Here is a 23,641-nt window from a genome sequence, read left to right as displayed (position 1 = left end):
CGTCGAGTACCCGGCGACCGGGCAGTCCATTCGAGATGGTCGGTGACACAGAGCGCTCGCAAGGGGCGAGTGCTCGTGCCGCACAGGACCATCCGCTCGAAGGGAGGTGAATGAACATGCGAACATCCCTCGGCATCTCGGCCGGGTCCGAGGTCGTGTGCTCGGCGCTGGTCGCCACCGCGTCGAACGGCGCGCAGAGCTTCGACTACCGCGTCGTCTCCGCCGACGCGGCCCACTCCGACCTCGGCGACCTCGTCGCGTCCTCGATCGAGCTGATGACCACCCAGCTGCCGACCACGCAGCTGCACGACGTCGGCTATCCCGTCGGCGCGCGCTTCGCGGGCGCGCACCCGCGCACCCCGGAGCCGCCGACCAGTCGCCCGCCCACCAGCGTCGCCGTCGCGTACCGCAGCAAGGAGCAGGCGCAGGCGATCCGCTCGGCCACCGGCAAGCAGCGGGAACTGCGGCTGGTCCCGGAGGGCACCGCCGCGCTGACCTACCTGCGCCACACCGGCCTGCTCGACCGCTACGACACCGTCGCCATCGTCGATCTCGGCGCGACCGGCCTCACCGTGACCGTCGCCGACCAGGCCGACGGCACCGTGCTCCGGTCCGAGCGCACCATCGCGATCAGCGGCAACGCCATCGACGACCTCATCTACCACCACCTGGTCGACCTGCACTACGCCCGGCGCGGCACCCGCCCCAACCGCGGCATGCTGACCAACCGCGGCCGCGCGGCCAAGGAACACCTGTCCATCGCGCCCGCCGTCACCATCGACCACGTCGCAGGTCGGCCGCTCAAGCTGACCAGGGCCGACTTCGAGGAGCTGATCTCCGACCTGCTGCGCGAGGCCGCCGTCTTCGCCGCGGCCGTGTTCGCGCGGGCGCCCAAGTTCCCGCAGGCGGTCACGGTGATCGGCGGCGGAGCCAACATTCCCGCCGTCGTCGACACGCTCGGCGACCAACTCGACGTGCCGGTGTTCACCGTCGAGGATCCCGACGCCGTGATCGCGAAAGGCGCCGCGCTGGTTGCCGATTCGGTGCAGCCCTCGGTGTTCCCGGTGGCCGCGCTCGGCGCCGACGCGCCGGTCGGCACGTTCACCAAAGTGGTCGGCACCCTGGCAGGCGCGATCGTGGTGGTCGGGCTGATCATCGGCTACGGCGTGAAAACCTTCGCACCCACCTCGGACGACGAGGTCTCCCCCGCCGGCACCACCAGCAGCGTGTCGCAGCTACCGCCCGCACCGGGCAACGGCGTGCCGCCCACCGGGGCGGGCACCTCGACCAGCGGGCGCAATCAGGAGAGCACCAATCGTCCGCCCGGCGGCAACCTTCCGTCGATCACCCAGGATCGCGGTCAGCCGTCGAACACCCCGACACCGGTCCCCGTCACCCCGCCGACCCAGCCCACGCTGCGTCCGGACCCCAACCTCCCGGTCATCCCGTTCCCCGAGCTGCTCGGCCCGCTGTTCGGCAATTCCCTCGGCCCCCAGGCTGGTTCGTCCGACCAGGACAAGAACAAGCCCGGCACCCAGACACCCACCGCACCGAAGTCCGCGCCGACGCAAGCCCCGGCGCAGTCCCACCTGCCGGTGCTGCCGCGACAGAATTCGGGTTCAGTGCGTCCCGGTGGGACGAATCCGGAACCGTCCGGCGAGTCCGACTGACCCACTTTTGGCCCCAGCAAAGCCCTGGGGCACAACCGTTCAGCTGACGCGGCTGATGGAGACGGGGAGGCCGGGGTCGGTGGCGACCGTCAGCGCAGACGGTTTTGCGCCGCCGGCGATTACATGGGCGCCCAGTGCGGCGATCATTACCCCGTTATCCGTGCACAGGCGGGGCTTGGGCACGCGCAGCGTCAAACCGGCGGCCGCGCAACGCTCCTCGGCCATCGACCGGATACGCGAGTTGGCGGTGGCGCCGCCGCCGAGCACCAGCGTGTCCACGCCGACGTCCTGCGCCGCGCGCACCGCCTTCATGGTGAGCACGTCGGCGACCGCCTCCTGGAACGACGCCGCGATATCCGGGATCGGCAGATCCTCGGCGGTCAGCCCGCTGCGCTGCGCGGACTCGACATACCGGGCGACAGCGGTCTTCAAGCCGGAGAACGAGAAGTCGTAGCGCGCGTCCCGGGGACCGGTCATGCCGCGCGGGAATGCGATAGCCCGCGAATTCCCCTTGGCCGCAGCGGCATCCAGCGCGGGACCGCCCGGGAAACCGAGTCCGAGCAGCCGCGCCACCTTGTCGAACGCCTCACCCGCCGCGTCGTCGACGGTGCTGCCGAGCTCGACGATCGGCTCGGCCAGATCGGTGACGTGCAGCAGATGGGTGTGCCCGCCGGAGACGAGCAGCGCCACGCACGGCGGCATCGGACCGTGCTCCAGCGTGTCCACCGCGACATGCCCGCCGAGGTGGTTCAGCGCGTAGAACGGCACATCCCACGCCGCCGCATAGGCTTTCGCGGCCGCTACACCGACCAGCAGCGCGCCGGCCAGGCCGGGGCCGATGGTCACGCACAGCGCATCGGGCTTGGCGATACCCGCCACGGCGAGCGCCCGGCGCATGGCGGGCACGATCGCCTCCAGGTGCGCGCGCGACGCGATCTCGGGCACCACGCCGCCGAAGCGCGCGTGCTGGTCCACGCTGGAGGCGACCTCGTCGGCGAGCAGCTCACAGGAGCCGTCGGCGTGCCTGCGCACGATGCCGACTCCGGTTTCGTCGCAGGAACTTTCGATGCCCATGATGATCACGAGAGGACCTCGTCCGGGAGAGGTAGCGCGCTGAGCGCGGGCCTGCGCATGGTGTAGGCGTCGGCGCCGCTGGGATGGTAGTAGTTCTTGCGCAGGCCGATGATGTGGAAGCCGTGCTTGGCGTACAGCGCGATCGCAGGCGTGTTGTCGGTGCGTACCTCGAGGAACACCGGCCCGCCGCGCTTGCCCGCCTCCGCGAGCAACGCCTCGAGCAGCAACGTGCCGATGCCCGCGCGCAGACAGGTCGGGTCGACACCGATGGTGTGTACCTCGGCCTCGGGGTGTTCGTCATCACCGAGCAGCGCGACACCGGCGTAGCCGACCATTCGCCCGTCCCCGTCGCGGGCGGTGATGTAGCGATTGTGCGGTGCGGCCAGTTCCGACTGGAACGCCACCGCGTGCCAGGGGTCGTCCTCGGGAAACAGCAGCTGCTCGAGTTCGACGCAGCGCTCGATGTCCGCGGCGACCATCGGCTCGATTCGGATGCTCACCGGCTTACGCTCCCGTCCGGTCGAGCGCGCGGTAACTCTTCTCGACGGCATCGGGCCTGCGCAGGTACAGCGGAACCAGTGCGGCGGGCACCGCGCGCGCGAGCAGGTCGGCCGCGGCGGCCTGCACCAGCCCGGCGGGTGAGGGCGTCTCCACCGGGAGCACGGGTAGGTCGAAGAAGTCGACATGCGAGGCGGATCCGGCGACCACCGTGGCCTGCGCCATATCCACGTCGCTCGGCTTGGCCACGTCCGGCCCCGCGACGCGCACACCGTCGCGGTAGCGCGCCCAGTACACCTCGCGGCGGCGCGCGTCGGTGACCACCAGCAGCTCGCTGCCCGGTGTGAGGTCGGACACCGCGTCGGCGGCGATCGCGTCGAGACTGCACACGCCGTACACCGGAAGTCCCAGCGCGTCACCGAAGGCCGCGGCCGTGGCCATGCCGACGCGCAAACCGGTGAACGGACCCGGGCCGATGCCGACCACGATCGCGTCGAGGTCGGCCCTGGAACGGTCTGCCTCGGTGAGACATTCGAGGATCTGCGGGGTCAGCACCTCGGCATGCGCGCGGGGGTCGACGCGGACGCGGGAGGCGAGCGTGCGCGCCTTCGCCGGGACGGCGGCGCCCGGTGCGGCCTGCTCCAGTTCCACCAATCCCGCTGTCACGGCGGGTGTCGCGGTGTCGACACTTAATACCAGCATGATTGACCCAACGATACCGGTTGGTAGCTGCCGTCGGTGCGGAGCTACCTAGTAGTTAATCGACCCATTCCCATTCGGCGGTGCGCACGTCCGAATCCGGTTCGCGCGAAAGCAGCACCCGCAGGTGCCGGTCGGTCAGGTGTTCCACGACCCCGCGACCCCACTCCACCACGACCACCGCTTGATGCAGATCGGTGTCGAGGTCGAGAGCGTCCAGCTCGTCCAAGTCGCCGCCGAGCCGATAGGCGTCCACGTGCACCAGCGGCACCGCGCCGTCACCCTCGCCGGCCCGGTGCTGGCGGGCGATGATGAAGGTCGGCGAGCTGACCCGGCCCTGCACCCCGAGCCCCGCGGCGATGCCCCGGGTGAGCGCGGTCTTGCCCGCACCGAGCGGACCGTCCAGCACCACCAGGTCCCCCGCGCCGAGGCCGGCGGCGAGCTCGCGGCCGAGCGCCTCGGTGTCGGCGACGGTGGGCAGGATCCGCTGCTGCCGATCAGCCACTTGTCACCTCCGAGACGCTGTCCTGCGTCGACTCGATCGCACCCGCGCGCACGAGCAATCGATCGAGCGCGTCGTTGACGATATCCGGGAACTGCAGGTGCGGCATGTGCGCGGCGTCGTCGAACCGGATCAGTTCACGGTTCGGCAGCTGGCGGGCCAGGGCCAGCGAGTTGCGGAACGGGATCACCAGGTCGTGCACGCCGCCGAGCACCAGCACCGGCAGCGGCGCGATGGTGGGCAGCGCGGCCGATTCGTCGTGCAGCTCGATGGCTTTCAGGAATTTCACGACGGTCTCGACCGGCGTCCGGTCGATCATCATGGTGGTGAACCGGGACAGCGTGGGACTCACCGGACCGTGGAACGAGCTGACGTGCAGGATCGGCGAGATCACGTGGCGCGCCGTGGTTCGTCCCGCCTGGGCCAGCGCCGGTGCGGCGAGCACGGCCATCCGCACCCGGTCGATCGCGGGATTGCTCAGCAACTGCGTGATGCCCGTCTCGGTGACCTCGGCGGCGGCCGTGCAGAACAGCGCGACCCCGATCACCCGCTCCGCGAACAACTCCGGGAACTGCGCGGCGGCGGCGAGCACCGCCATGCCACCCAGCGAATGACCGACCAGCACCACCCGGCCGGTCGGCGCGCTCGCCTTGATCACCGCGGCGAGATCGCGGCCGAGCTGGGCGACGGTGCAGCTGTCGGTCTTCGGCGTGCCCGAGCGGCCGTGCCCGCGCAGGTCGAACAGCACGATCCGCGCGCTTGCGCCCCAGCGCTTTTCGAGGTCACGGCGCTGAAAGTGGAAGGACTCCATGGTGTTGCAGAAGCCGTGCACGAAGATCACGGTGACCGGCGCGTCGGTGGGACCGCACTCACGGGTGGCCAGGCGGACACCGTCCTCGGTGAGCACCGCGCCGGACCGATCCTCGTCGATGAGATCGAAGTTCTCGTCACGATATTCGTCGCGGCGAGCGGGCCAGAGCACCCGCGAGCCCATCCGGCGCAGGGCGTGCGCACCGGCCAGCGCGCCGACCACGCCCGCGGTGGCGAGGCCGCCGCGGACCGCGGTGATCCGGCGGCGGCGCTTCATCGGTCACCACCTACATAGCGGCGGACGGCTCTGCCGCGCGGCGAGCAGACCACCTCGTAGTTGATCGTGTCGAGCCGGGTCGCCCAGTCCTCGGCGCGCGGTTCGCCTTGGCCGCCGCCGAACAGGACGGCGACGTCACCCTCGCGGACGTTCGCGGCGTTGTCGCCGAGGTCGACGACGAACTGGTCCATACAGACCCGGCCGACGTTCGGGTGCCGCGCGCCGCCGAGCCATACCTCGAATCGTCCACTCAGCGGCCGGAATACACCGTCGGCGTAGCCCGCGGGGATCAGTGCGACCGTGGTGTCGCGCGGGGCGATCCAGGTGTGCCCGTAGGAGACACCCTCACCGGCCGCGACACGTTTGACCTGGACGACGTGCGCCTGGAAGGTCATCGCCGGGCGCAGCCCGAAGTCACCGAGCTCGGGCACCGGGGACAGTCCGTAGACAGCGATGCCCGGGCGGACCATGTCGAAAGCGAGGTCCGGGCGGGTCAGCGTGGCGGGCGAGTTGGCCAGGTGCACCAGTTCCGGTTCCAGGCCGTGTTCCTTCGCGGCGGCGATGGCCTCCAGGAAGCGGTCGCGTTGCAGATTGTTGGTCGGGTGCTCGGGTTCGTCGCCGCGGGCCAGGTGGGAGAAGATCGCGCGGAAACGCACCGCTTGCTCGTCGACCAGCGCCCGCAGTTCCGCCAGCGCCTTCGGGTATTCCTCCGTCGACAGGCCGTTGCGGTTGAGGCCGGTGTCCACCTTCAGGGTGACCGTCGCGGTGCGGCCCGTGTGCCGGACCGCCGCCTCCACCGCGCGCAACTGGGACAGCGAGGAGACGCCGATCTCGATGTCGGCGGTGACCGCGGCGGCGTAGTCGGCACTGGAATCGTTGAGCCAGCTCAAGATCGGCGCGGTGATCCCGCCCTGGCGCAGCAGCAACGCCTCATCGATCGTCGTGACCCCGAGCTGGGCGGCACCCGCGGCGAGCGCGGCCTTGCCAACCTCGACAGCGCCGTGGTTGTAGCCGTCCGCCTTGACCACCGCCATGACGGCGGCGTCGCCCGCGTGGTCACGGAGGATGCGCACGTTATGGGCAATGGCATCCAGATCGATGACCGTCTCCACCTGCGCGTGCATGCCTGTTCCGCCTCTCCGGATATTCAAGCCGGACTCAGGTGCCACGAGCGTGGCGCCGGCGGCCGGCAGTGAGATCGTGGGCGAGGTCAGCCCGTACCCGACGAGTTACCCATGTGCTTTCGATATCAGTTGTCTCGATGTGTTCGGTGGAAGTCTATTCGCGTGGCCATGGCTGGTTGCGGTGAGTGGTCGCGGCCGTGTCCGGTGGCACAGGCGGGGCCGCTGGACTATTACCCAGTGAGCTCGGGTCGGGCGAGGGCTCGCAGGGTGCGGATGGCGGGGCGGAGGTGGTGGAGTAGGGGGGTCGCCGATATGGGGGCGGCTTCGGGGTGGCCTTCGTGCGCGGCGAGGTTGGCGGCGAGCGAGTGGGCACGGGCGGCAGATGCGGCGGCCCGAGCGGGGGTGTGGCCGGCGGCGAGTAAGGCTCCGATGATGCCGGAGAGGACGTCGCCCGCGCCTGCGGTGGCGGCCCAGGATGCGCCTGCCTCGTTGACGAGGACGGGGGCATCGGGGGTGGCGACGAGGGTGGCTCGGCCCTTCAGCAGGACGGTGAGCTGCCAGTCCTCGGCGAGGGCGCGCGCCGCGGCCACTCGGTCCGCGCCGATGTCCGCGCCGGTCAGTCGGGCGAATTCGCCTGCGTGCGGGGTCAATACGGTCGGGGCCGAGCGGCCGCGTACCAGCTCGGGCTCGGCCGCGAGCATGGTGAGGCCGTCGGCGTCCACCACGACGGGCAGGTCGGTGGCGAGGATTTCGGTGAGCCGTTTGCGGGCGCCGGCGTCGGTGCCCGCACCCGGACCGAACACCCAGGCCTGGACCCGGCCGACCTCCGAGACATGCTGGGTGGCAATGACTTCCGGGAACTCGGCGAGCACGTCGGCGCTGCCGGTTCCGGCGTAGCGGACCATGCCCGAGGTCGCCAGCACCGCGGCACCGGTGCACAACACCGCGGCACCCGGATAGTCGGCGCTGCCTGCGCAGACGCCGGTGACGCCCTGGGTGTACTTGTCGTCGTGCTCGTCCGGCACCGGCCAGCTCGTACCGATCGACGCGGGCGCCAGCGCCGCCAGCTTCGGCTCCGGCAGCCGTAAACCGATGGGCACCAGTTCGATTCGCCCGCAGTGCGGCGCGGCGAGCACGTGCACCGGCTTGTACGCGCCGAACGCGACGGTGACGGCGGCACGGACGGCCGGACCCGTGATCGCGCCGGTATCCGGATCCACCCCGCTGGGCAAATCCGCGGCAACGATCGGGACATCCAGTGCGGCAACGAGTTCCGCGGCATCCGGGCGCAACGCACCACGACCGGAGATGCCGACGATGCCGTCGATCACCAGGTCGGGCGAGCCGACCTCTTCGCGCACCCTTCCACCTGCCTTGCGCAGCGCCGCAAGACCTTTCGCATGGGCGCGGGCCGGGTTCAGCAGCACCGCGGTCACCGCGACCCCACGACGGCGCAGCATCGATCCGGCCCACAGTGCGTCGCCGCCGTTGTCACCGGAGCCGACGAGCAGGGTCACCGAGCGTCCGGCGACCCCGCCGGTGCGCGCCCGCAGCTCGCCCGCGACGACGGTGGCCAGGCCGTGGGCCGCGCGCTGCATGGGGACACCGTCCGGCACCCGGGTGAACAGCTCGGCCTCGGCCGCGCGCACTTCGTCGGCGGTGAAATAGCCCCGCTGCGTGGACATGGTCGATCCTCCACTGGGTTGTTCGGCACTGCTTGTCGATCACCGCGGGTGTGCCGAGGCGCCGAGAGCGCCGCGCAGGCCCGCAACTCCAGCAGACTACGCTTGGCCATCATGTCTATGGTCAAGCGCCGTGCCAGGTCAACGCAGGTAGTCACCGGATGCGCGCTGGTAGCGGCGCTGCTGGTAGCCGGGTGCGGTGGGGGCGACACGGATTCCGCCGCGACCACCACGAAGCGGTCGCCGCAGTCGACGACCTCGGCCACGACGCCGCCGGGCGATACGAAACCGGCGGCCGTCACGGTCGCGGTGGACGACATGAAGTTCGCCCCCGCCGAGATCACCGTCAAGACCGGCGACACCGTCACCTGGCACTTCGCCGACAAGGCCCCGCACACCGTGCAAGGCATCGGCGACAAGGCCATGGGTCTCAACAGCCCCATCATCGACAAGGGCGACTGGAGCTACACCTTCACCGTTCCCGGCACCTACCGCTACCTCTGCTCGCTGCATCCCGAAATGCGCGGCACCATCACCGTTCAGTAGTCCACGCCTGCGCCAGGTCCCGCCCGACGCCCGACCGGGTCAGACGGGACGGTACTGACGAGTGCGCGGACTTCGCGCCGAGCTCGTGTTCAGGGCTTCGACAGCAGCCACGAGTGGTGCAAGCTCGGGATCGGCCGCGGCTTGGCCGAGGGCACTCGCGAGTGCGGCGTCGTGCGTGGGCCTGGCCTGTTCCAGCAGCGTCAGTCCCGGCGGTGTGACGTCGGTGTAGATGCCGCGGCGGTCGTCGGGGCACAGGTAGCGCTGCAGCAGCCCGCGGTCCTCCAGCCGGGTGACCAGGCGGGTCGTCGCGCTCTGACTCAGCACGACCGCCTCGGCGACCTGGTTCATCCGTAGGTGACCGCCCGGCCCGTCGTGCTGACGGCTGAGCACGACCAGCAGCGAGTACTCGCGGACGCTCAGATCGTGGCCCGCCTGTAGCGCCCGTTCGATGTGCGCCTCGATCCGATCGTGCAGCAGCGAGAGTGCGTACCAGCCATCGGCCAGGCCGGTCAGGGCGGCATCCGCGGTCATTGCGTTCCTTCCGCGTAGGGATTGTCCCTCCAGGGTAGATGACTATCGCGATAGCCCGCGCTTGCAATTATCACGCGTCTGCAATTATTGTTGACGCCCGTAAGGCTCAGGCGCAACTTATCGTGGAGGCCCTCGCTCATGCCGCTCGCACTCCTCGCCCTGACACTCGGGGCATTCGGAATCGGCACCACCGAATTCGTCGTCGTGGGACTGCTCCCCGACATCGCCGACACCTACGCGGTGTCCATCCCGACCGCCGGGATGCTGGTCACCGGGTATGCCCTCGGCGTCGTGGTCGGCGCGCCGCTGATGACCGGGCTCGGCACGCGGGTCTCCCGCAAGCGCATGCTGCTCGGCATGCTGCTGCTCCTGGTGGCCGGCAACGTATTGTCCGCCGTCGCACCAACTTTCGGACTGATGCTGACCGGCCGCATCGTGGCCTCGCTGGCGCACGGAGCGTTCTTCGGCATCGGCGCGGTCGTCGCGGGCACCGTGGTGCGGCCGGATCGGCGCGCCGGTGCGATCGCGATCATGTTCACCGGACTCACCGTCGCCACCATGGTCGGCGTGCCGGTCGGCACCCTGCTCGGCCAGCACTTCGGCTGGCGGCTCACCTTCCTGATCGTCGCGCTGGTCGGGCTGATCGGCTTGCTCGGCGTCGCGCTGCTGGTGCCCGAACAGCCCGCGCCGCAGGACGCGAGGCTGCGCACCGAACTCGCCGTCTTCCGCAACCCGCAGGTACTGCTCGCGATGGCGATGACCGTCCTCGGCTTCGGCGGTGTCTTCGCCGCGATCACCTATCTCGCGCCGATGATGACCGAGGTCACCGGCTTCGCCGACAGCTCGGTCACCTGGCTGCTGGTGCTGTTCGGGCTCGGCTTCTTCGCGGGCAATCTGATCGGCGGCAAGTTCGCCGACCGGCACCTGATGCCGATGCTCTACCTGTCCCTCGGCGGCCTGGCCGTGGTGCTCGCCCTGTTCACCCTCACCGCGCACAACAAGATCGCCGCCGCGATCACCGTCGTGCTGATCGGCGCGCTCGGCTTCGCCACCGTCCCGCCGCTACAGAAGCGCGTGCTCGACCAGGCTTCCGGCGCACCGACTTTGGCCTCGGCGGTCAATATCGGCGCGTTCAATCTCGGCAATGCCATCGCCGCTTGGCTCGGCGGCCTGGTCATCGCGGCAGGCTTCGGCTACACCGCTCCTAACTGGGTCGGCGTCGTCCTGGTGCTCACCGCGCTGGCCCTGGCCGTCTGGTCCGGTGCTTTGGAACGCCGCTCCACCGCCGAAACGGCCTCGGCCCCAGCAGAATCCCTGGTAGTCGCCCGTCCCTGACGGGCATACCCGGTGCCGTCGGGTTCGGTGTCGTGAGCGGCACACGACAGAAACACCACTCGCGCTTTGCCGCTCCGGAGGCGAGTCCACCCCGAACGCGAAACACCCCGAACCATTGGATGGTTCGGGGTGTTTCGGCGAACGGACTATTCGACGGTGACGGACTTGGCCAGGTTGCGAGGCTTGTCCACGTCGTAACCGCGCGCCTGGGCAACCTCGGCGGCGAAGATCTGCAACGGCACCGTCGAGAGCAACGGCTGGAACAGCGTTGGCGCCGAGGGGATCTCGATGAGATCGTCGGCGAACGGACGGACCGTGTCGTCGCCCTCCTCGGCGATCACGATGGTGCGCGCGCCGCGAGCCTGGATCTCCCGGATATTGCTGAGCAGCTTGGAGTGCAGCACCGCGCGACCCTTGGGCGAGGGCATCACCACGATCACCGGCAGCCCCTCCTCGATCAGCGCGATCGGGCCGTGCTTGAGCTCACCCGCCGCGAAACCCTCGGCGTGCATGTACGCCAACTCCTTGAGCTTGAGCGCACCCTCCAGCGCCACCGGATACCCGACGTGGCGGCCGAGGAACAGCACCGTCGACACGTGCGCCAGCTCGCGCGCGATCGCCCGCACCTGCGGCGCGGTCTCCAGCACCCGGGCCACCAGCTTCGGCATCGCCTCGAGTTCGGCGAACTCGCGGGCCACCTCGTCCGGGTACTTGGTGCCACGCGCCTGCGCCAAGGCCAGCCCGACCAGATAATTCGCGGTCACCTGCGCCAGGAACGCCTTGGTGGAGGCGACACCGATCTCCGGCCCGGCCCTGGTGTAGAGCACCGCGTCGGACTCGCGCGGAATCTGCGCGCCATTGGTATTGCAGATCGCCAGCACGCGCGCCTTCTGCTCCTTGGCGTGCCGCACCGCCTCGAGCGTGTCGGCCGTCTCGCCCGACTGCGACACCGCCACCACCAGCGTCGACCGATCCAAAACCGGGTCGCGGTAACGGAATTCGCTGGCCAGCTCCACCTCGACGGGCAGCCTGGTCCAGTGCTCGATCGCGTACTTGGCCAGCAGCCCGGAGTGATACGCGCTGCCGCAGGCGACCACGAAGACCTTGTCGAAGTCGCGCAGCTCCTGATCGGCGAGGCGCTGCTCGTCCAGCACGATCCGGCCGCCGCCCTCCTGATCGTGGGTGAAATGCCCGATCAGGGTGTCGGCGACCGCGGCGGGCTGCTCCTCGATCTCCTTGAGCATGAAGTAGTCGTGGCCACCCTTCTCGGCGGCGGCCAGATCCCAGTCGATGGTGAACGGGCGGGTGCGCGCTGTCGCGTCGTCGCCCGCGAAGTCGGTGACCGTGTAGCTGTCCGCAGTGATCACCACGGCCTGGTCCTGCCCGAGTTCGACCGCCTCGCGGGTGTGCTCGATGAACGCCGTGACATCGGAGGCGATGAACATCTCGCCCCGGCCGACGCCGACCACCAGCGGGGTCGACCGGCGCGCCGCGAAGATCAGATCGGGATGATCGGCATGGGTGAAGACGAGCGTGAACGCGCCTTCCAACCGGCGCACCACCGCGAGCGCGCTGGCCGCGAAGTCGCCCGCCGTCGGCCCGTCCGCATAAGCCCTGGCCACCAGGTGCACGGCGACCTCGGTGTCGGTGTCGCTGCGCAGCTCGACGCCCGCTTCCTCCAGCTCGCGGCGCAGCGGGGCGAAGTTCTCGATGATCCCGTTGTGCACCACGGCGACCTTGCCGCTGTCATCGCGGTGCGGGTGCGCATTGCGGTCGGTCGGCGCGCCGTGCGTTGCCCAGCGTGTATGCCCCATTCCGGTGGTGCCCGCGAACCGCGCCACCCCGATTTCGGCGAGTTCGGCCTCCAGATTGGCCAGCTTGCCTGCCTTGCGTTCCACTGCCAACGCGCCCGCGCCGTCGACGATCGCCACACCCGCGGAGTCGTAGCCGCGATATTCCATGCGGCGCAACGCGTCAACGACTACGCCGAGCGCGTCCCGGTATCCGACGTACCCCACGATTCCGCACATGGCTCACCAGAGTACTTATCGGATAACGTTCTCGTCGTGTCGGCGTCTGTGAAATCGCTCCTGAGCACCCTGACCAGCCGCGGCCCCCATCGGGTGCTGCGCGGCAATCTGGCGATCGCCGGGCAGCCGGGGGTGGTGTTCACGCCCGAATCCGGGCTCAACCTGCCCGCCGTCGCGTTCGGGCACGGCTGGCTGACCGGCGCCGCCAACTACCGTGCGCTACTCGAGCATCTCGCGTCCTGGGGTTTCGTCGCCGCCGCGCCGGATACCGAGCGCGGCCCGATTCCGTCACACCTGGGTCTGGCCACCGATCTGCTCACCACCCTGGACATCTGCACCGGCGTGCGGCTCGGTGACGGCTCGATCAGCGTGCACCCCGACCGGCTCGCGCTGGTCGGGCACGGCATGGGCGCCGGGGCCGCCGTCATCGCCGCGACCCAGCGCGAGGTCGCTGCGGTCGCAGCCCTGTTCCCCGCGCCGACCGCGCCGTCCGCGGAGAACCTCGCACCCGACCTCGACACGCCCGCGCTGATTCTCGCCGGTGCCACCGATCTCGCCTCGGTCAGCTCCAACGCCATCCCGCTCGCCACCGCCTGGGGCGGCCCGTCGGTGTTCCGGGCGATCGACGGCGCCTCACACAACGGCATCATCGAGGGTCGCCGCGTGCTGGCCGCCGTCGGCGCGGGCAAGCACGAATCCAAGACCGCCCGCACCACCCGAGCCCTGCTCGCGGGCTACCTGCTCGCCACCGTCGCCGGCGACAAGACCTACCGCCCCTTCGCCGACCCGGAGGCCGAGATCCCGCACACGGTGGTCGTCGATCCGGACGCCGAGGACGAGACCAAGCCGCCGAAGTTGAAGGTCGGCCAGCTCGCAAGCTTGCTCCGCAGGTAGCGCCATGGACATTCGGCTCGGCGGTTAGATCAACCAGGTTTCGCGCTGGTAGAACGCGGCTTCTTCGTCTTCCTGGTCGACGGGGAGCACGTCGCGGTTGGCTTTGCGGGCGGCGATGGAGCGGGCGACGGCTTCGCGTTGCTCGCGGGCTTCGGTTTCCAGGCGTTCTTTTTCTTCAGCCTCGGCGCGGGCCTTGTCCAGCTCGTCCGAGTGCGCTGCCCAGAACTCGCGCAGGGCGGCGGCGGACTTATCGGCGAGTTCCCGGCTGGTGTCCGCGGTCTTGCGGTTGATCTCGTCGAGTTCGTCCAGCAGTTGTGCCGAGCGGCGGCGGCATTCCTCGGCGACGCGCTCGATCTCCTCGGCATAACTCACGATGTCGATTCTCCCCGATCCGCAGGTGGACATCAGCTCGCGGCTCCGCACCGCCGCTCGACGCGACCACTATCCGAGCGCACCGGACTGACCGGGCGCTCGCTCACTTCCTGATTCGACCGCACCTCAGGCCTCCGGCTCCCCCACTGCGCGGTGGCGTGCTCACAGCGGGCCCGCTTCGGCCAGGTCGCCCATCGGGCCTGCCTCGGCCAATTCCGCGCCGCTGTCGAAGGGTGCCTCCGCATTCTGTTCGCCCGGCATGCGTTTGGGCGTGTGCTCGCCGTCTTCCTCGCGCCGCATAGGCGGGGCGCCGGGTCGACCGCCTGGTTGGCCGGTGTTCTCCTCGGCGTCGGGCTGCTCGACCGACTTCTTCTGTTCCGGTGCGGCCGGAGCGGGGTCGGCGTGCGACGACTTGTCCGCAGGCGGCGCGGACGGGCTGGAGTCGCTGGGTGACTTACCCGCGGGCGGCACCGAGTCGGCGGGTGGCGGCTTCTCCGCCGATGGCGCGGACGGGGCGGGATCAGTGGGCGACGGCTTCTCCGCAGGCGAGCCATCTTTCGGCTCGCTCATCTCCAGAACCGGCATCCCGTGCTCGTCGAGCCGCAGACTGAACTCCTGCGTCTTCCCATCGGCTTCGGACATCATCAACGTCAACTGGCCGTCCGGCCCCATCTCGAACTTCAGATGCTTACCCGCAACATCGAATTCGGCGGCGGGCTTACCGTCCGGCTTCCCGTCGTGATCCCGGTCCGCCTGGCTCGGATCGATGACGTCCTCGACCAGCTGCACCGCGCCATCGACGCCGTCCTTGATGATCCCGGTCAGTGAGCTGATTCCCGCGTCGACGAGGTTACTGATCCCGGACGCCAACGGCGACAACTGATTCGCCACCTGACTGAGCGCCGGGAGGCCCTCCAGCGACGAGGTGTTCGGCACCTGCACGGTCGGTGTCGACGGCACGCTGGGTGTCGATGGAGTGCCCTGGTTCGACGTCGACGCCGGCGTCGACGGAGATTCAGGTGTCGATGGCGAAGCAGGCGTGCTCGGTACCGACGGCGAAGCCGGAGTCGAAGGCGTGCTCGGCGACGGCGACGCGGGCGCACTCGGCGCAAGCGAGACAGGTGTCGCCGGCGTGCCGGCCGGAACGGTTGGCACCGTGGGATTTCCGGGCTGGGTGGGCAACGCAGTGTCCTTCGGCGTGCCCTCACTCTTCGGCTGCTCCGGCACCGGCATCCCCGCCGGACGCGGATAAGCCGTGTCGGGCACCTGATTCAGCGCACCGATGAGCGGTTCATAGACGTTCTCGACCCCTTGGTCGGTCAGGTCGCAAACTTCGCTGAACTTGCGCACTTTGGCCGTGTAATCAGGCTGGAACACCTTGTCGAGCCAGTCGCGACACCGCTGCTGGATCCGGTCCCGATAGTCGGTGCCCGGAATCAACAGCACGATGTCTTGCGCGACGTTGCCCTCGGCGAGTTCCGGGAAGATCCGCCACAGCTTGCTGAGCAGGCTGTTCTGGGTGATGTTGCTGAAGGAGATCGACGTACCCGAGATGATGTCGTCGACGTCTTCCGGGGTCTTCCCGTCGATCTTCACCGCCTCGCCATGCTCCAGAATGTGTGCCACGACATCGGCTTTGATCTTCACCGCGCTGCGCAAGGCGGCGATCGAGCCGGCCAGCGCCCGCCAGGCCGTCCCGGCCGTCTTCCAGTCGGCGTCGGCCCGCCCGACCTGCAGATTCAGCATGTCGATCGCGGCATCGGCGGCCTGCCCCTGCCACAGCGACGGCAGCGCCTGCGCGGAAACGCGCTGGCTGTCCACCTGCACCCCGGCGTCCTGCAGCACCTCCTGCAACCTGGCCGAGGCGTTGTACAGCTTGTCCTCGTTCAGCCCGTTCTGCTCGTAGAAGCGCTGGTGCAGCTGCGCATAACTGGCGAGGTCGGCGGGCGGGTCACCGAAGGCGCGGCGGTAGCGCGGCTCGAAATGTTCGAAGTACACAAGACTTCGAGAGCCGATGTCGAGGTAGTCCTTGATCGGCGCGTGTGCGGGCACGGTGAAAACCACGGCTACTCCCCTGCCGTCGCGGTGTTGGCGTCCCGGAGCTCAGGGTTGGATGTCACGGCCGGCCTTCGCGATGTCGCCTGCGGTCTCCTGCACGGTGTCCGAGTACCGCACGACCGAGGCGCCGAGCGCGTCCGCCGTGGTGATCGTCGCTTCGGCCCAGTTCCGCATCCAGTGGCCGATGCGCTCGAAGCCCTGCTGGATCTGTTTGCCGTGCTCGGCGTAGTGCGCGCCGGCATCGCCGGGCCCGAACGCGTTGTCGGTCACGTCTTTCGATCGCTGCGCCACGACCTGCCCGGATATCCGTAGATCGGCGGCGAGCCGTCCCAACTCCCCCGTCTGGACCCCGACCATGCCGCTCGGATCGCCGGTCATCTACGCCCCTCCGTGTTCGCCGAGTGCCGCCATACTTCCTTCGACGCGCGCACCCGGCGTTCGGTTCCATCGAATCCACGGGGTCGCGACGACCCCGCCGACGGAACTACGTGCCGATCTTCCCGTGGTCGGTTCGCACCCACTCCGACGATCCGTCCGGATGCCGGTGGAATTCCCAAGCGGCGTAGTCGCCGTCCTTCTCGACGACCGTGACATGGTCCGCGAGGCCGTCGTGGTCGTAGTCGGTCCACACCTGCATGGCGTCGGCACCGTTGGTGGTGATGGTGTCCAGGGTGCCGTCACCGTCGATGTCCTGGGTGGGGTGGTGCAGTTCGATCGCGCCGAGACCATCCAGCGACGAGGATGCGTCGATGCCGGGCAGTTCCAGACCCGGCAATTCACCCGAGGTGATCATTACTCCTCCTCAGCAGGACTCGTGATGCTGTTCATCCGGTCACCCGACAACAGCGCTATCGCTCCATCCTGACATCCATGGGAGCTCGACGCAGCCCCCTGGGCCTCACTTCTTCGGCATCAGCAGCCACAGCACCAGGTACAGGATGAACTGCGGGCCGGGCAGCAGGCACGAAACCACGAAAAGCAGGCGCACGACATTGGCATTCCAGCCGAGGTAGTCGGCGATGCCGCCACAGACTCCGGCGATCCACTTGTCGTGGGTGGAGCGGGCGAAACGGCGGGCAGGTGCGGTCATGATCTTCCCTCTCTGGTGGTGATCTCTTCGAACTCCACTCTGCCCAGCCGCGCCTGGTCGCGCATCGCTCCGTGGACCGATACCTACCCTGATTTCCCCGTACCCCAGTTCAGGGTGTGACCCCGAGTAAGTCCGACCGGGTGCATGGCAGGCAGCCTTGACACGGCAGACTTAAGACAGTGAGGGAGCGTCAGCGAGTGAACCGAAAATACAGCGTGCCGGTGCGCGCGACGGAGCCGAGCGCCAGCGAGGCGGAGTCGTGAGCACCACTCTGCATGCGCGCGGCCTGTCCGCGGGACACGGCGAACGCACCCTGTTCGACGACCTCGATCTCACCCTGGCACCGGGTGACGTGATCGGCCTGGTCGGCGCGAACGGCGCGGGCAAGTCCACGCTGCTGCGCATGCTCGCGGACCGGCACACGCCAACCGGCAGCATCACGCTGAGCCCACCCGACGCCACCGTCGGTTATCTGGCGCAGGAACCCGAACGGGTACCCGGCGAGACGGTCCTCGAATTCCTCGGTCGCCGAACCGGTGTCGCCGAAGCCCAGCGCACCATGGACGCGGCCGCCGAGCGCATCGCCGACGGCGGCGAAGACGAGTACTCGCCCGCTCTGGAGCGCTGGCTCGCCCTCGGCGGCGCGGATCTGGACCAGCGCGCCGCGGAGATCGCCGCCGATCTCGGCCTGATCGCCAGCCTGCCCAGCGGCCTCGACACTCCGATGACGGGCCTGTCCGGCGGCCAGGCCGCACGCGCGGGTCTGGCCTCGGTGTTGTTGTCGCGCTTCGACATTCTGCTGCTGGACGAGCCGACGAACGATCTCGACCTGGACGGCCTGGCCCGGCTGGAGCAGTTCGTCACCGGCGTCCGGGTACCGCTGGTGGTGATCAGCCACGATCGAGAGTTCTTGGCGCGGACGGTGAATCGCATCGTCGAGCTGGATCTGGCACAGCAGCAGGTAGGCATCTACGACGGCGGCTACGAGGCGTATCTGATGGAACGCGAGATCGCCCGCCAGCATGCGCGCGAGGCCTACGAGGAGTTCGCCGACACCAAGTCGGGTCTGGAGGCGCGCGCCCAGATGCAGCGCAACTGGCTCGAACACGGTGTGCGCAACGCCCGCCGCAAGGTGCGCGACCCGAAGAAGGTCGACTCGGACAAGGCGGGCCGCAAGATGCGCGCCGAGTCCACCGAGAAGCAGGCCGCCAAGGCCAGGCAGACGCAGCGGCGCATCGAACGCCTGGACGTGGTCGAGGAACCGCGCAAGGAGTGGGAGCTGCGGATGACCATCGGCGCCGCGCCCCGCAGCGGCTCGGTGGTGGCCACCCTGTCCGACGCGACGGTCACTCTGGGTGACTTCACCCTCGGCCCGATCAACATCCAGGTCGACTGGGCCGACCGGATCGTGCTGACCGGCGCGAACGGCTCCGGCAAATCCACCCTGCTCGCGCTCCTGCTCGGAAAGATCCAGCCGGACAACGGAACTGCCTCGCTCGGTTCCGGCGTGGAGATCGGCGAGGTCGATCAGGCACGCGGGCTGTTCCGCGGAACCACCTCGCTGGCCGACACTTTCAGTGCGCAGATGCCGGACTGGCCGGACGCGGAGGTGCGTACCCTGCTGGCCAAGTTCGGGCTGCGCGGCTCACATGCGTTGCGCGCCTGCGAAACCCTGTCCCCCGGCGAACGCACCCGCGCCGCCCTCGCGCTGTTGCAGGCCCGCGGCGTGAACCTGCTCGTCCTCGACGAACCGACAAACCATCTGGACCTGCCCGCCATCGAACAACTCGAGCAGGCCGTCGAATCCTTCACCGGCACACTGCTGCTGGTCACCCATGACCGGCGCATGCTGGACACCGTGCAGTCCACCCGTCGCTGGCACATGGAGTTGGGCAAGCTCACCGAAACCACCTGACCGGCGGCGCATCACCGCGATGTGCCGCCGACCGGCGTGGCTCAGACCGAGGCGACGCGCTTGGCGAGATCGTCGGCGAGTTGCCTGGCCTGCGCGGGATCGGTGGCCTCCACCATCACCCGGACCAACTGCTCGGTTCCGCTGGGGCGCAGCAGCACTCGGCCGGAGTCACCGAGGATGCGTTCGGCTTCCTGTACCGCGTCCCGGATTTCGGGCGCCGCCGCGACCACGGCTTTATCGCTGACCGGCACGTTCACCAATACCTGTGGCACCGTCTGCAATACGGTGGCCAGCTCGGCGAGGCTGCGCCGGGTACGGGCCATCCGCGCCATCAGCTTGAGGCCGGTGAGTACGCCGTCGCCGGTGGTGCCGAACTTCGGGAAGATCACGTGCCCGGACTGTTCCCCGCCCAGCGTGAAGCCACCGCGGCGCAGTTCCTCCAGCACGTAGCGGTCGCCAACGGCGGTGGTGAGCAAGGTGATTCCGGCCTCGCGCATCGCGATGTGCAGACCGAGGTTGCTCATCACGGTGCCGACCAGGGTGTTCTTCGCCAGCTCGCCGGCCTCGTGCATATCGAGGGCGAGGATCGCCAGGATGACGTCGCCGTCGACGACGTTGCCGTCGGCATCGGCCGCGAGGCACCGGTCCGCGTCACCGTCGAGGGCCAAGCCCAGGTCGGCGTTGTGCTCGCGCACCGCCTGCCGCACCGTGTGCAAATGCGTTGAGCCGCAACCATCGTTGATGTTGAGGCCGTCCGGCTCGGCATTGATCGCGATCACCGTCGCGCCCGCCTCGCGGAAGGCGGCGGGCCCGACCTCGGCGGCCGCGCCGTGCGCGCAGTCGACCACCACGGTCAGCCCGGACAGATCCTGCGCGGTCGCCTCGACCAGATGCTCGACGTACCGCTCGTGCGTGCTCGCGACGCTGTACTGCTCCGGAATGGCCACGCCGTGGTCGCGCGCGCCGGACGCGTTGACCACCCGCCCGATGCCGCGCCCGGTCGGTCGCAGCGGGGTGTCCTCGGCGAGCAGCGCCTCGATGCGGTCCTCGATGGCGTCGTCGAGCTTGTGCCCGCCTGCGGCGAAGATCTTGATGCCGTTGTCCGGCATGGGATTGTGCGAGGCGGAGATCATCACGCCGAAGCACGCGTCGTAGAGGCCGGTGAGGTAGGCGACGGCGGGCGTCGGCAGCACGCCGACCTGCAGCACGTTCACCCCGGCGGCGGTGAGCCCCGCGGTCACCGCGGCCTCGAGCATCTCACCGCTGGCTCGCGGGTCGCGGCCGACCACCGCGAGGGGACGCTTCTTGCCACTGCTCAAAATCTGGGCGGCCGCACCTGAAACGCGCAGCGCCAGTTCCGGACTCAACGACTCGTTGGCCAACCCACGGATTCCGTCGGTGCCGAACAAACGTCCCATACCTCAGCCCCTCATCGGTGGATCCGCGGCGTGCCCGAAGGCCACAGCCTGTTGCCACGAAGGGCCCCGAGAACGCCGCGGGTTGATACAGCACGAGAGCAGGCGACCAGCCGTGCTGGCGCCTGCTCTCGTACAGCTTGCCCGCCGACCACACCGCCCCCGGCACCTCCAGGGTGCCGGATGACGGTGGTCGACGAGGCCGAAATCAGCGCTTCGAGTACTGCGGCGCCTTACGCGCCTTCTTCAGACCGTACTTCTTACGCTCGACGGCACGGGGGTCACGAGTCAGGAAGCCGGCCCGCTTCAGGGCGGGACGGTCGTCCGGGGTGACCTCGATCAGCGCGCGGGCGATGGCCAGACGCAGGGCGCCGGCCTGCCCCGACGGACCGCCGCCGTGCAGCAGGGCGATGATGTCGAAGTTCTCGGCCCGCTCGACGGTCACCAGCGGCGACTTGACCAGCTGCTGGTGCACCTTGTTCGGGAAGTAATCCTCGATGGTGCGGCCGTTGAGCACGAAGTTGCCGGAGCCCGGCACCATGCGCACGCGGACGACGGCTTCCTTACGGCGGCCGACGGTCTGCACCGGGCGGTCGATCACGACCGGGGCGAAGGTCTCCGCAGCGACCTCGGCCTCTTCGTAGCCTTCGCCGTCCTCGACAACCTCAACGGCGTCGAAGTCCTCGACAACGGCTTCCTCGTTGAACTCCTCAGGAGCGGTCACTGGGCCACCTGCTTGATCTCGAACGGAATGGGCTGCTGGGCGGCGTGCGGGTGGTTCGGGCCTGCGTAGACCTTCAGCTTGCCCGCGATCGCGTTGCCGAGCTTGTTCTTCGGGATCATGCCCTTGACGGCCTTCTCCACGAGCCGATCCGGACGGCTCTCCAACACCTGACCGACAGTGCGCGACTTGAGGCCGCCCGGGTGCCCGCTGTGGTGGTGGATCAGCTTGTCCGCCTTCTTGTTGCCGCTGATGGCAACCTTCTCGGCGTTGATGATGATGACGAAATCGCCACCGTCGAAGTTCGGTGCGTAGGTCGGCTTCGTCTTGCCACGCAGCAGATTCGCTGCCTGCACGGCGAGACGGCCGAGCACTACGTCAGTGGCGTCGATGACGTACCACTGACGGGTCACGTCACCCGCCTTGGGGCTGTACGTAGGCACAGTGCTTCCCTGTCTGTAGTCGGTGTTGCCGGCCAGGCATGTGGTCGAAGCTCCCGGCGGCCGGTGGAGACCCGGGTTTCGATTGCACAGCCGGTTGCCCGGCCATCCATACGCCAACGAGCCACAATACCAGCCCGGATCGGACGCTCTAAATCGCGTCAGATCTGGATCGGCGGACCGGGATCGATGGCCCGCCGCGGACCGGGCAGCAGGTAGCGCAACGTGTCGATGCCCGGCTGCTCACAGTCCTGATCCACGACACCCCGATCGCTGCGCCGGCCACCCGCCGCATGCCCGCGAGCGGACGAGATGCCCGGCCGGACCTCGTTGGTCACGTACGGCGTCAACGGACAGGCGATCGGGTCGGCCGCCGCCAGCGGCCCCGGTGCCGCCGTCAGGGTCACCTCGGCCGCGGTCAGCTCGACGCGCTCACCGCCGCCCGGCAGCGCGACCACGGCCAGCGCCACCGCGCCGACCACCGTGTGCGCCCCGAACAGGTTGTCCTTCATCTTGTTCCAGAGCTTGCCCTTGCGGGGCCGGCCCTCGTCGTCGTCGGATTCGGGCTCCTGCCACGGACTGGGCCGTTCCGGCGCGGCATCGGACTGCGGCGCCTGATACGAGCGCTGGCCGGGTGGCGGCCCACCCTGGCTACCCGGAGCGGCGGGCCGAGCGGGCTGGTTCTCGGGGTACTGCCCCGGCGGCCGGGTGAAGCGGCCGCCCAGCTCGGCGAGGTTCGGCGGAAGCCCGCGCGGCACCTCGTCGCGGCTGATCCGCGTAGTCGGATCCTCGCCGGTCGTCGGGTAGCCGGGCCCGTACTGCACGGGCGGCACCGTTCGTGGCGGGGACGAATCCATGTGGGGTTGCGGGAGGTCCGTTCGGCGCTGCGACGACTCCGCTTGGCGCTGTGCCGATTCGGCCTGCCGATGCGCGGCACCGGCCTGACGCTGTCCTGGCGCGGCCTGCTGCGGCGCGGATTCGGCCCGGTAGTGCCCGGCCGGATCGCGGAACTGCGGGCCAGGATCCTGGAACTGGGTGGGGTCCACCCGCGGCTGCGCCGGTTCGGCGTGCCTGCCCACCGGCTCCGGCTCTTCCGATTCGGTATCGGTCACCAACAGGTGGGCGGCACCCAGCACAAGGGCGTGCATCGGATGATCGGCGACCTGCAGCCGATGGCCGAGGTGATTCTGGAACGCCAACCGCAGCGCGTCGTTGAAACACACGTTGCCCGACAGCAGCACCGTCGAGGTGTCCGCGCCGATCGAGCGGGCCGCGGCCATCACCTCGATCACCACGTTGTCCGCGGACCTGGCGTCGCGCATGGACTCCACGGTCACCGGCACGTCGACCGACTCGGTCGGCTGTTCGTCGTCGCCGTGCACCGCGACCACCAGCATCGTCCGGCCGTCGGAGTACACGCCCGTCGCGCCGATGCCGTGCGGCCTGGCCTGATCCGGCGGGTGCACCAGTCCGAGCGCGCGCACATACCCCGACAGCGCGATGCTCTCCGGCAGCGGCTCGACGGTCACATCGAGCTGCTCCACCAGCGCGGCGTACACCTCGACCTTCTCGTCCGGCCAGCCGTCCGGGTACGGCAGCGCCACCAGGTCCGGCTTGCCGCGCAGATGCTTGCCGATGGCGGCGAGCGGGTTGTACATCCTGGCCCGGAACACCAGCTCCGCGGGCCAGGTCGCGCCGGCCACCACGATCTGCGGGTGGCCGAGGATGTCGCGCACGTCGGCGATGGCCATGCCGAGGTCCGGGCGCTGCCGGTCCACGCCGGCGGTGTGCAACCGTCCCGACGAATCCGCCAGCAGATATGCCGGCGGTGTCCACATGCCCTCCACCTGAACCGGGCGGATCGGTGTGCCACCACCACCCGCGGCCACGGACACCACATCCCAGCCGAGATGTACCGCCCCTACTCGCACCGTCACAGGCATAAGTGTGCCTGGTGT

23 protein-coding genes are annotated in these 23,641 nt (G+C 69.3%); 5 read left to right on the top strand and 18 right to left on the bottom strand.

The genetic code is table 11. From position 1 onward, the window contains the following. Positions 1-116: 116 nt before the first annotated feature. Positions 117-1,670, top strand: coding sequence for an Hsp70 family protein (locus IBX18_RS14205; RefSeq protein WP_194834131.1), 1,554 nt, complete (start codon positions 117-119; stop codon positions 1,668-1,670). Positions 1,671-1,709: 39 nt separating this feature from the next. Here the strand turns inward: IBX18_RS14205 and tsaD are convergent, their stop codons facing one another. The 7 genes from tsaD to IBX18_RS14170 form a co-directional block, all read right to left on the bottom strand. Further along, a complete protein-coding gene (gene tsaD / locus IBX18_RS14200) occupies positions 1,710-2,753 on the bottom strand; it encodes a tRNA (adenosine(37)-N6)-threonylcarbamoyltransferase complex transferase subunit TsaD (RefSeq protein WP_147143558.1) in 1,044 nt (347 codons plus the stop codon). Continuing rightward, positions 2,750-3,244 carry a ribosomal protein S18-alanine N-acetyltransferase gene (rimI, locus tag IBX18_RS14195; RefSeq protein WP_107654252.1) on the bottom strand — a complete coding sequence of 165 codons (495 nt, stop codon included), beginning with the start codon at positions 3,242-3,244 and terminating at the stop codon, positions 2,750-2,752. Before rimI ends, tsaD begins: the two co-directional genes overlap by 4 nt. 4 nt (positions 3,245-3,248) lie before the next feature. Beyond that, entirely contained in the window at positions 3,249-3,944 is a 696-nt protein-coding gene (gene tsaB, locus IBX18_RS14190) for a tRNA (adenosine(37)-N6)-threonylcarbamoyltransferase complex dimerization subunit type 1 TsaB (protein WP_194834130.1), read from the bottom strand. A 55-nt stretch (positions 3,945-3,999) separates the two neighbouring features. Then, the gene (gene tsaE / locus IBX18_RS14185; RefSeq protein WP_194834129.1) at positions 4,000-4,446 is read right to left on the bottom strand and encodes a tRNA (adenosine(37)-N6)-threonylcarbamoyltransferase complex ATPase subunit type 1 TsaE; all 447 of its coding nucleotides are present in this window, start codon (positions 4,444-4,446) and stop codon (positions 4,000-4,002) included. Beyond that, on the bottom strand, positions 4,439-5,530 hold the full coding sequence (locus tag IBX18_RS14180; RefSeq protein ID WP_194834128.1) for an alpha/beta fold hydrolase: 1,092 nt from the start codon (positions 5,528-5,530) through the stop codon (positions 4,439-4,441). Before IBX18_RS14180 ends, tsaE begins: the two co-directional genes overlap by 8 nt. Next, the gene (gene alr / locus IBX18_RS14175; protein WP_194834127.1) at positions 5,527-6,654 is read right to left on the bottom strand and encodes an alanine racemase; all 1,128 of its coding nucleotides are present in this window, start codon (positions 6,652-6,654) and stop codon (positions 5,527-5,529) included. The genes IBX18_RS14180 and alr overlap by 4 nt, the downstream gene beginning before the upstream one ends. Positions 6,655-6,884: 230 nt before the next feature. Then, the gene (locus IBX18_RS14170; protein ID WP_194834126.1) at positions 6,885-8,339 is read right to left on the bottom strand and encodes an NAD(P)H-hydrate dehydratase; all 1,455 of its coding nucleotides are present in this window, start codon (positions 8,337-8,339) and stop codon (positions 6,885-6,887) included. A gap of 111 nt (positions 8,340-8,450) precedes the next feature. Here IBX18_RS14170 and IBX18_RS14165 point away from each other — a divergent pair, with 111 nt between their 5' ends. Then, a complete protein-coding gene (locus IBX18_RS14165; protein WP_228540937.1) occupies positions 8,451-8,882 on the top strand; it encodes a cupredoxin family copper-binding protein in 432 nt (143 codons plus the stop codon). 39 nt (positions 8,883-8,921) lie between these two features. On the opposite strand, the gene IBX18_RS14160 is transcribed toward IBX18_RS14165, so the two are convergent. After that, positions 8,922-9,413 carry a MarR family winged helix-turn-helix transcriptional regulator gene (locus tag IBX18_RS14160; RefSeq protein WP_107654246.1) on the bottom strand — a complete coding sequence of 164 codons (492 nt, stop codon included), beginning with the start codon at positions 9,411-9,413 and terminating at the stop codon, positions 8,922-8,924. Positions 9,414-9,551: 138 nt separating this feature from the next. Between IBX18_RS14160 and IBX18_RS14155 the strand changes: the two genes are divergently transcribed. Continuing rightward, positions 9,552-10,748 carry an MFS transporter gene (locus IBX18_RS14155; protein WP_194834125.1) on the top strand — a complete coding sequence of 399 codons (1,197 nt, stop codon included), beginning with the start codon at positions 9,552-9,554 and terminating at the stop codon, positions 10,746-10,748. Between the two features lie 146 nt (positions 10,749-10,894). Here IBX18_RS14155 and glmS read toward each other — a convergent pair whose 3' ends face one another. Beyond that, positions 10,895-12,778, bottom strand: coding sequence for a glutamine--fructose-6-phosphate transaminase (isomerizing) (glmS, locus tag IBX18_RS14150; protein ID WP_194834124.1), 1,884 nt, complete (start codon positions 12,776-12,778; stop codon positions 10,895-10,897). 36 nt (positions 12,779-12,814) lie between these two features. Between glmS and IBX18_RS14145 the strand changes: the two genes are divergently transcribed. Next, positions 12,815-13,672 (top strand): dienelactone hydrolase family protein, encoded by an 858-nt coding sequence (locus tag IBX18_RS14145; protein WP_194834123.1) that lies wholly within the window; start codon positions 12,815-12,817, stop codon positions 13,670-13,672. A 24-nt stretch (positions 13,673-13,696) separates the two neighbouring features. On the opposite strand, the gene IBX18_RS14140 is transcribed toward IBX18_RS14145, so the two are convergent. From IBX18_RS14140 to IBX18_RS14120, 5 genes are all read right to left on the bottom strand, one after another. Continuing rightward, the gene (locus IBX18_RS14140) at positions 13,697-14,044 is read right to left on the bottom strand and encodes a hypothetical protein (RefSeq protein ID WP_194834122.1); all 348 of its coding nucleotides are present in this window, start codon (positions 14,042-14,044) and stop codon (positions 13,697-13,699) included. A 162-nt stretch (positions 14,045-14,206) separates the two neighbouring features. Then, positions 14,207-16,108, bottom strand: a complete 1,902-nt coding sequence (locus tag IBX18_RS14135; RefSeq protein ID WP_194834121.1) for a hypothetical protein — start codon at positions 16,106-16,108, stop codon at positions 14,207-14,209. A gap of 39 nt (positions 16,109-16,147) precedes the next feature. Continuing rightward, positions 16,148-16,480, bottom strand: a complete 333-nt coding sequence (locus IBX18_RS14130) for a hypothetical protein (RefSeq protein WP_194834120.1) — start codon at positions 16,478-16,480, stop codon at positions 16,148-16,150. A 106-nt stretch (positions 16,481-16,586) separates the two neighbouring features. After that, positions 16,587-16,895 (bottom strand): DUF6802 family protein, encoded by a 309-nt coding sequence (locus IBX18_RS14125; protein ID WP_107654237.1) that lies wholly within the window; start codon positions 16,893-16,895, stop codon positions 16,587-16,589. 105 nt (positions 16,896-17,000) lie between these two features. After that, positions 17,001-17,192, bottom strand: a complete 192-nt coding sequence (locus IBX18_RS14120) for a PspC domain-containing protein (RefSeq protein ID WP_194834119.1) — start codon at positions 17,190-17,192, stop codon at positions 17,001-17,003. Between the two features lie 259 nt (positions 17,193-17,451). Between IBX18_RS14120 and IBX18_RS14115 the strand changes: the two genes are divergently transcribed. Continuing rightward, on the top strand, positions 17,452-19,107 hold the full coding sequence (locus IBX18_RS14115; RefSeq protein WP_194834118.1) for an ABC-F family ATP-binding cassette domain-containing protein: 1,656 nt from the start codon (positions 17,452-17,454) through the stop codon (positions 19,105-19,107). Positions 19,108-19,148: 41 nt separating this feature from the next. Here IBX18_RS14115 and glmM read toward each other — a convergent pair whose 3' ends face one another. The 4 genes from glmM to IBX18_RS42060 form a co-directional block, all read right to left on the bottom strand. Continuing rightward, positions 19,149-20,525, bottom strand: coding sequence for a phosphoglucosamine mutase (gene glmM / locus IBX18_RS14110; RefSeq protein ID WP_194834117.1), 1,377 nt, complete (start codon positions 20,523-20,525; stop codon positions 19,149-19,151). Between the two features lie 205 nt (positions 20,526-20,730). Further along, entirely contained in the window at positions 20,731-21,246 is a 516-nt protein-coding gene (gene rpsI, locus IBX18_RS14105) for a 30S ribosomal protein S9 (RefSeq protein ID WP_194834116.1), read from the bottom strand. After that, positions 21,243-21,686 carry a 50S ribosomal protein L13 gene (gene rplM, locus IBX18_RS14100; protein ID WP_135234871.1) on the bottom strand — a complete coding sequence of 148 codons (444 nt, stop codon included), beginning with the start codon at positions 21,684-21,686 and terminating at the stop codon, positions 21,243-21,245. The genes rpsI and rplM overlap by 4 nt, the downstream gene beginning before the upstream one ends. A 158-nt stretch (positions 21,687-21,844) precedes the next feature. After that, positions 21,845-23,626 (bottom strand): hypothetical protein, encoded by a 1,782-nt coding sequence (locus IBX18_RS42060; protein ID WP_228540935.1) that lies wholly within the window; start codon positions 23,624-23,626, stop codon positions 21,845-21,847. Positions 23,627-23,641 lie beyond the last annotated feature (15 nt).

The sequence above is a fragment of the Nocardia sp. XZ_19_369 genome (assembly GCF_015355715.1).
Classification (GTDB): Bacteria; Actinomycetota; Actinomycetes; order Mycobacteriales; family Mycobacteriaceae; genus Nocardia.
The sequence above is the reverse complement of the archived record's forward strand: the minus strand, read 5'-3'. Positions and strand labels throughout refer to the sequence as shown.

Coding starts and splice junctions, on each gene's coding strand:
- IBX18_RS14125 (WP_107654237.1), bottom strand. CDS start 16,895: ATGATCACCTCGGGTGAATTGCCGGGTCTGGAACTGCCCGGCATCGAC.
- IBX18_RS14180 (WP_194834128.1), bottom strand. CDS start 5,530: ATGAAGCGCCGCCGCCGGATCACCGCGGTCCGCGGCGGCCTCGCCACC.
- tsaB (WP_194834130.1), bottom strand. CDS start 3,944: ATGCTGGTATTAAGTGTCGACACCGCGACACCCGCCGTGACAGCGGGA.
- glmM (WP_194834117.1), bottom strand. CDS start 20,525: ATGGGACGTTTGTTCGGCACCGACGGAATCCGTGGGTTGGCCAACGAG.
- IBX18_RS42060 (WP_228540935.1), bottom strand. CDS start 23,626: ATGCCTGTGACGGTGCGAGTAGGGGCGGTACATCTCGGCTGGGATGTG.
- alr (WP_194834127.1), bottom strand. CDS start 6,654: ATGCACGCGCAGGTGGAGACGGTCATCGATCTGGATGCCATTGCCCAT.
- IBX18_RS14155 (WP_194834125.1), top strand. CDS start 9,552: ATGCCGCTCGCACTCCTCGCCCTGACACTCGGGGCATTCGGAATCGGC.
- glmS (WP_194834124.1), bottom strand. CDS start 12,778: ATGTGCGGAATCGTGGGGTACGTCGGATACCGGGACGCGCTCGGCGTA.
- IBX18_RS14205 (WP_194834131.1), top strand. CDS start 117: ATGCGAACATCCCTCGGCATCTCGGCCGGGTCCGAGGTCGTGTGCTCG.
- IBX18_RS14165 (WP_228540937.1), top strand. CDS start 8,451: ATGTCTATGGTCAAGCGCCGTGCCAGGTCAACGCAGGTAGTCACCGGA.
- IBX18_RS14160 (WP_107654246.1), bottom strand. CDS start 9,413: ATGACCGCGGATGCCGCCCTGACCGGCCTGGCCGATGGCTGGTACGCA.
- IBX18_RS14130 (WP_194834120.1), bottom strand. CDS start 16,480: ATGACCGGCGATCCGAGCGGCATGGTCGGGGTCCAGACGGGGGAGTTG.
- IBX18_RS14120 (WP_194834119.1), bottom strand. CDS start 17,192: ATGACCGCACCTGCCCGCCGTTTCGCCCGCTCCACCCACGACAAGTGG.
- IBX18_RS14170 (WP_194834126.1), bottom strand. CDS start 8,339: ATGTCCACGCAGCGGGGCTATTTCACCGCCGACGAAGTGCGCGCGGCC.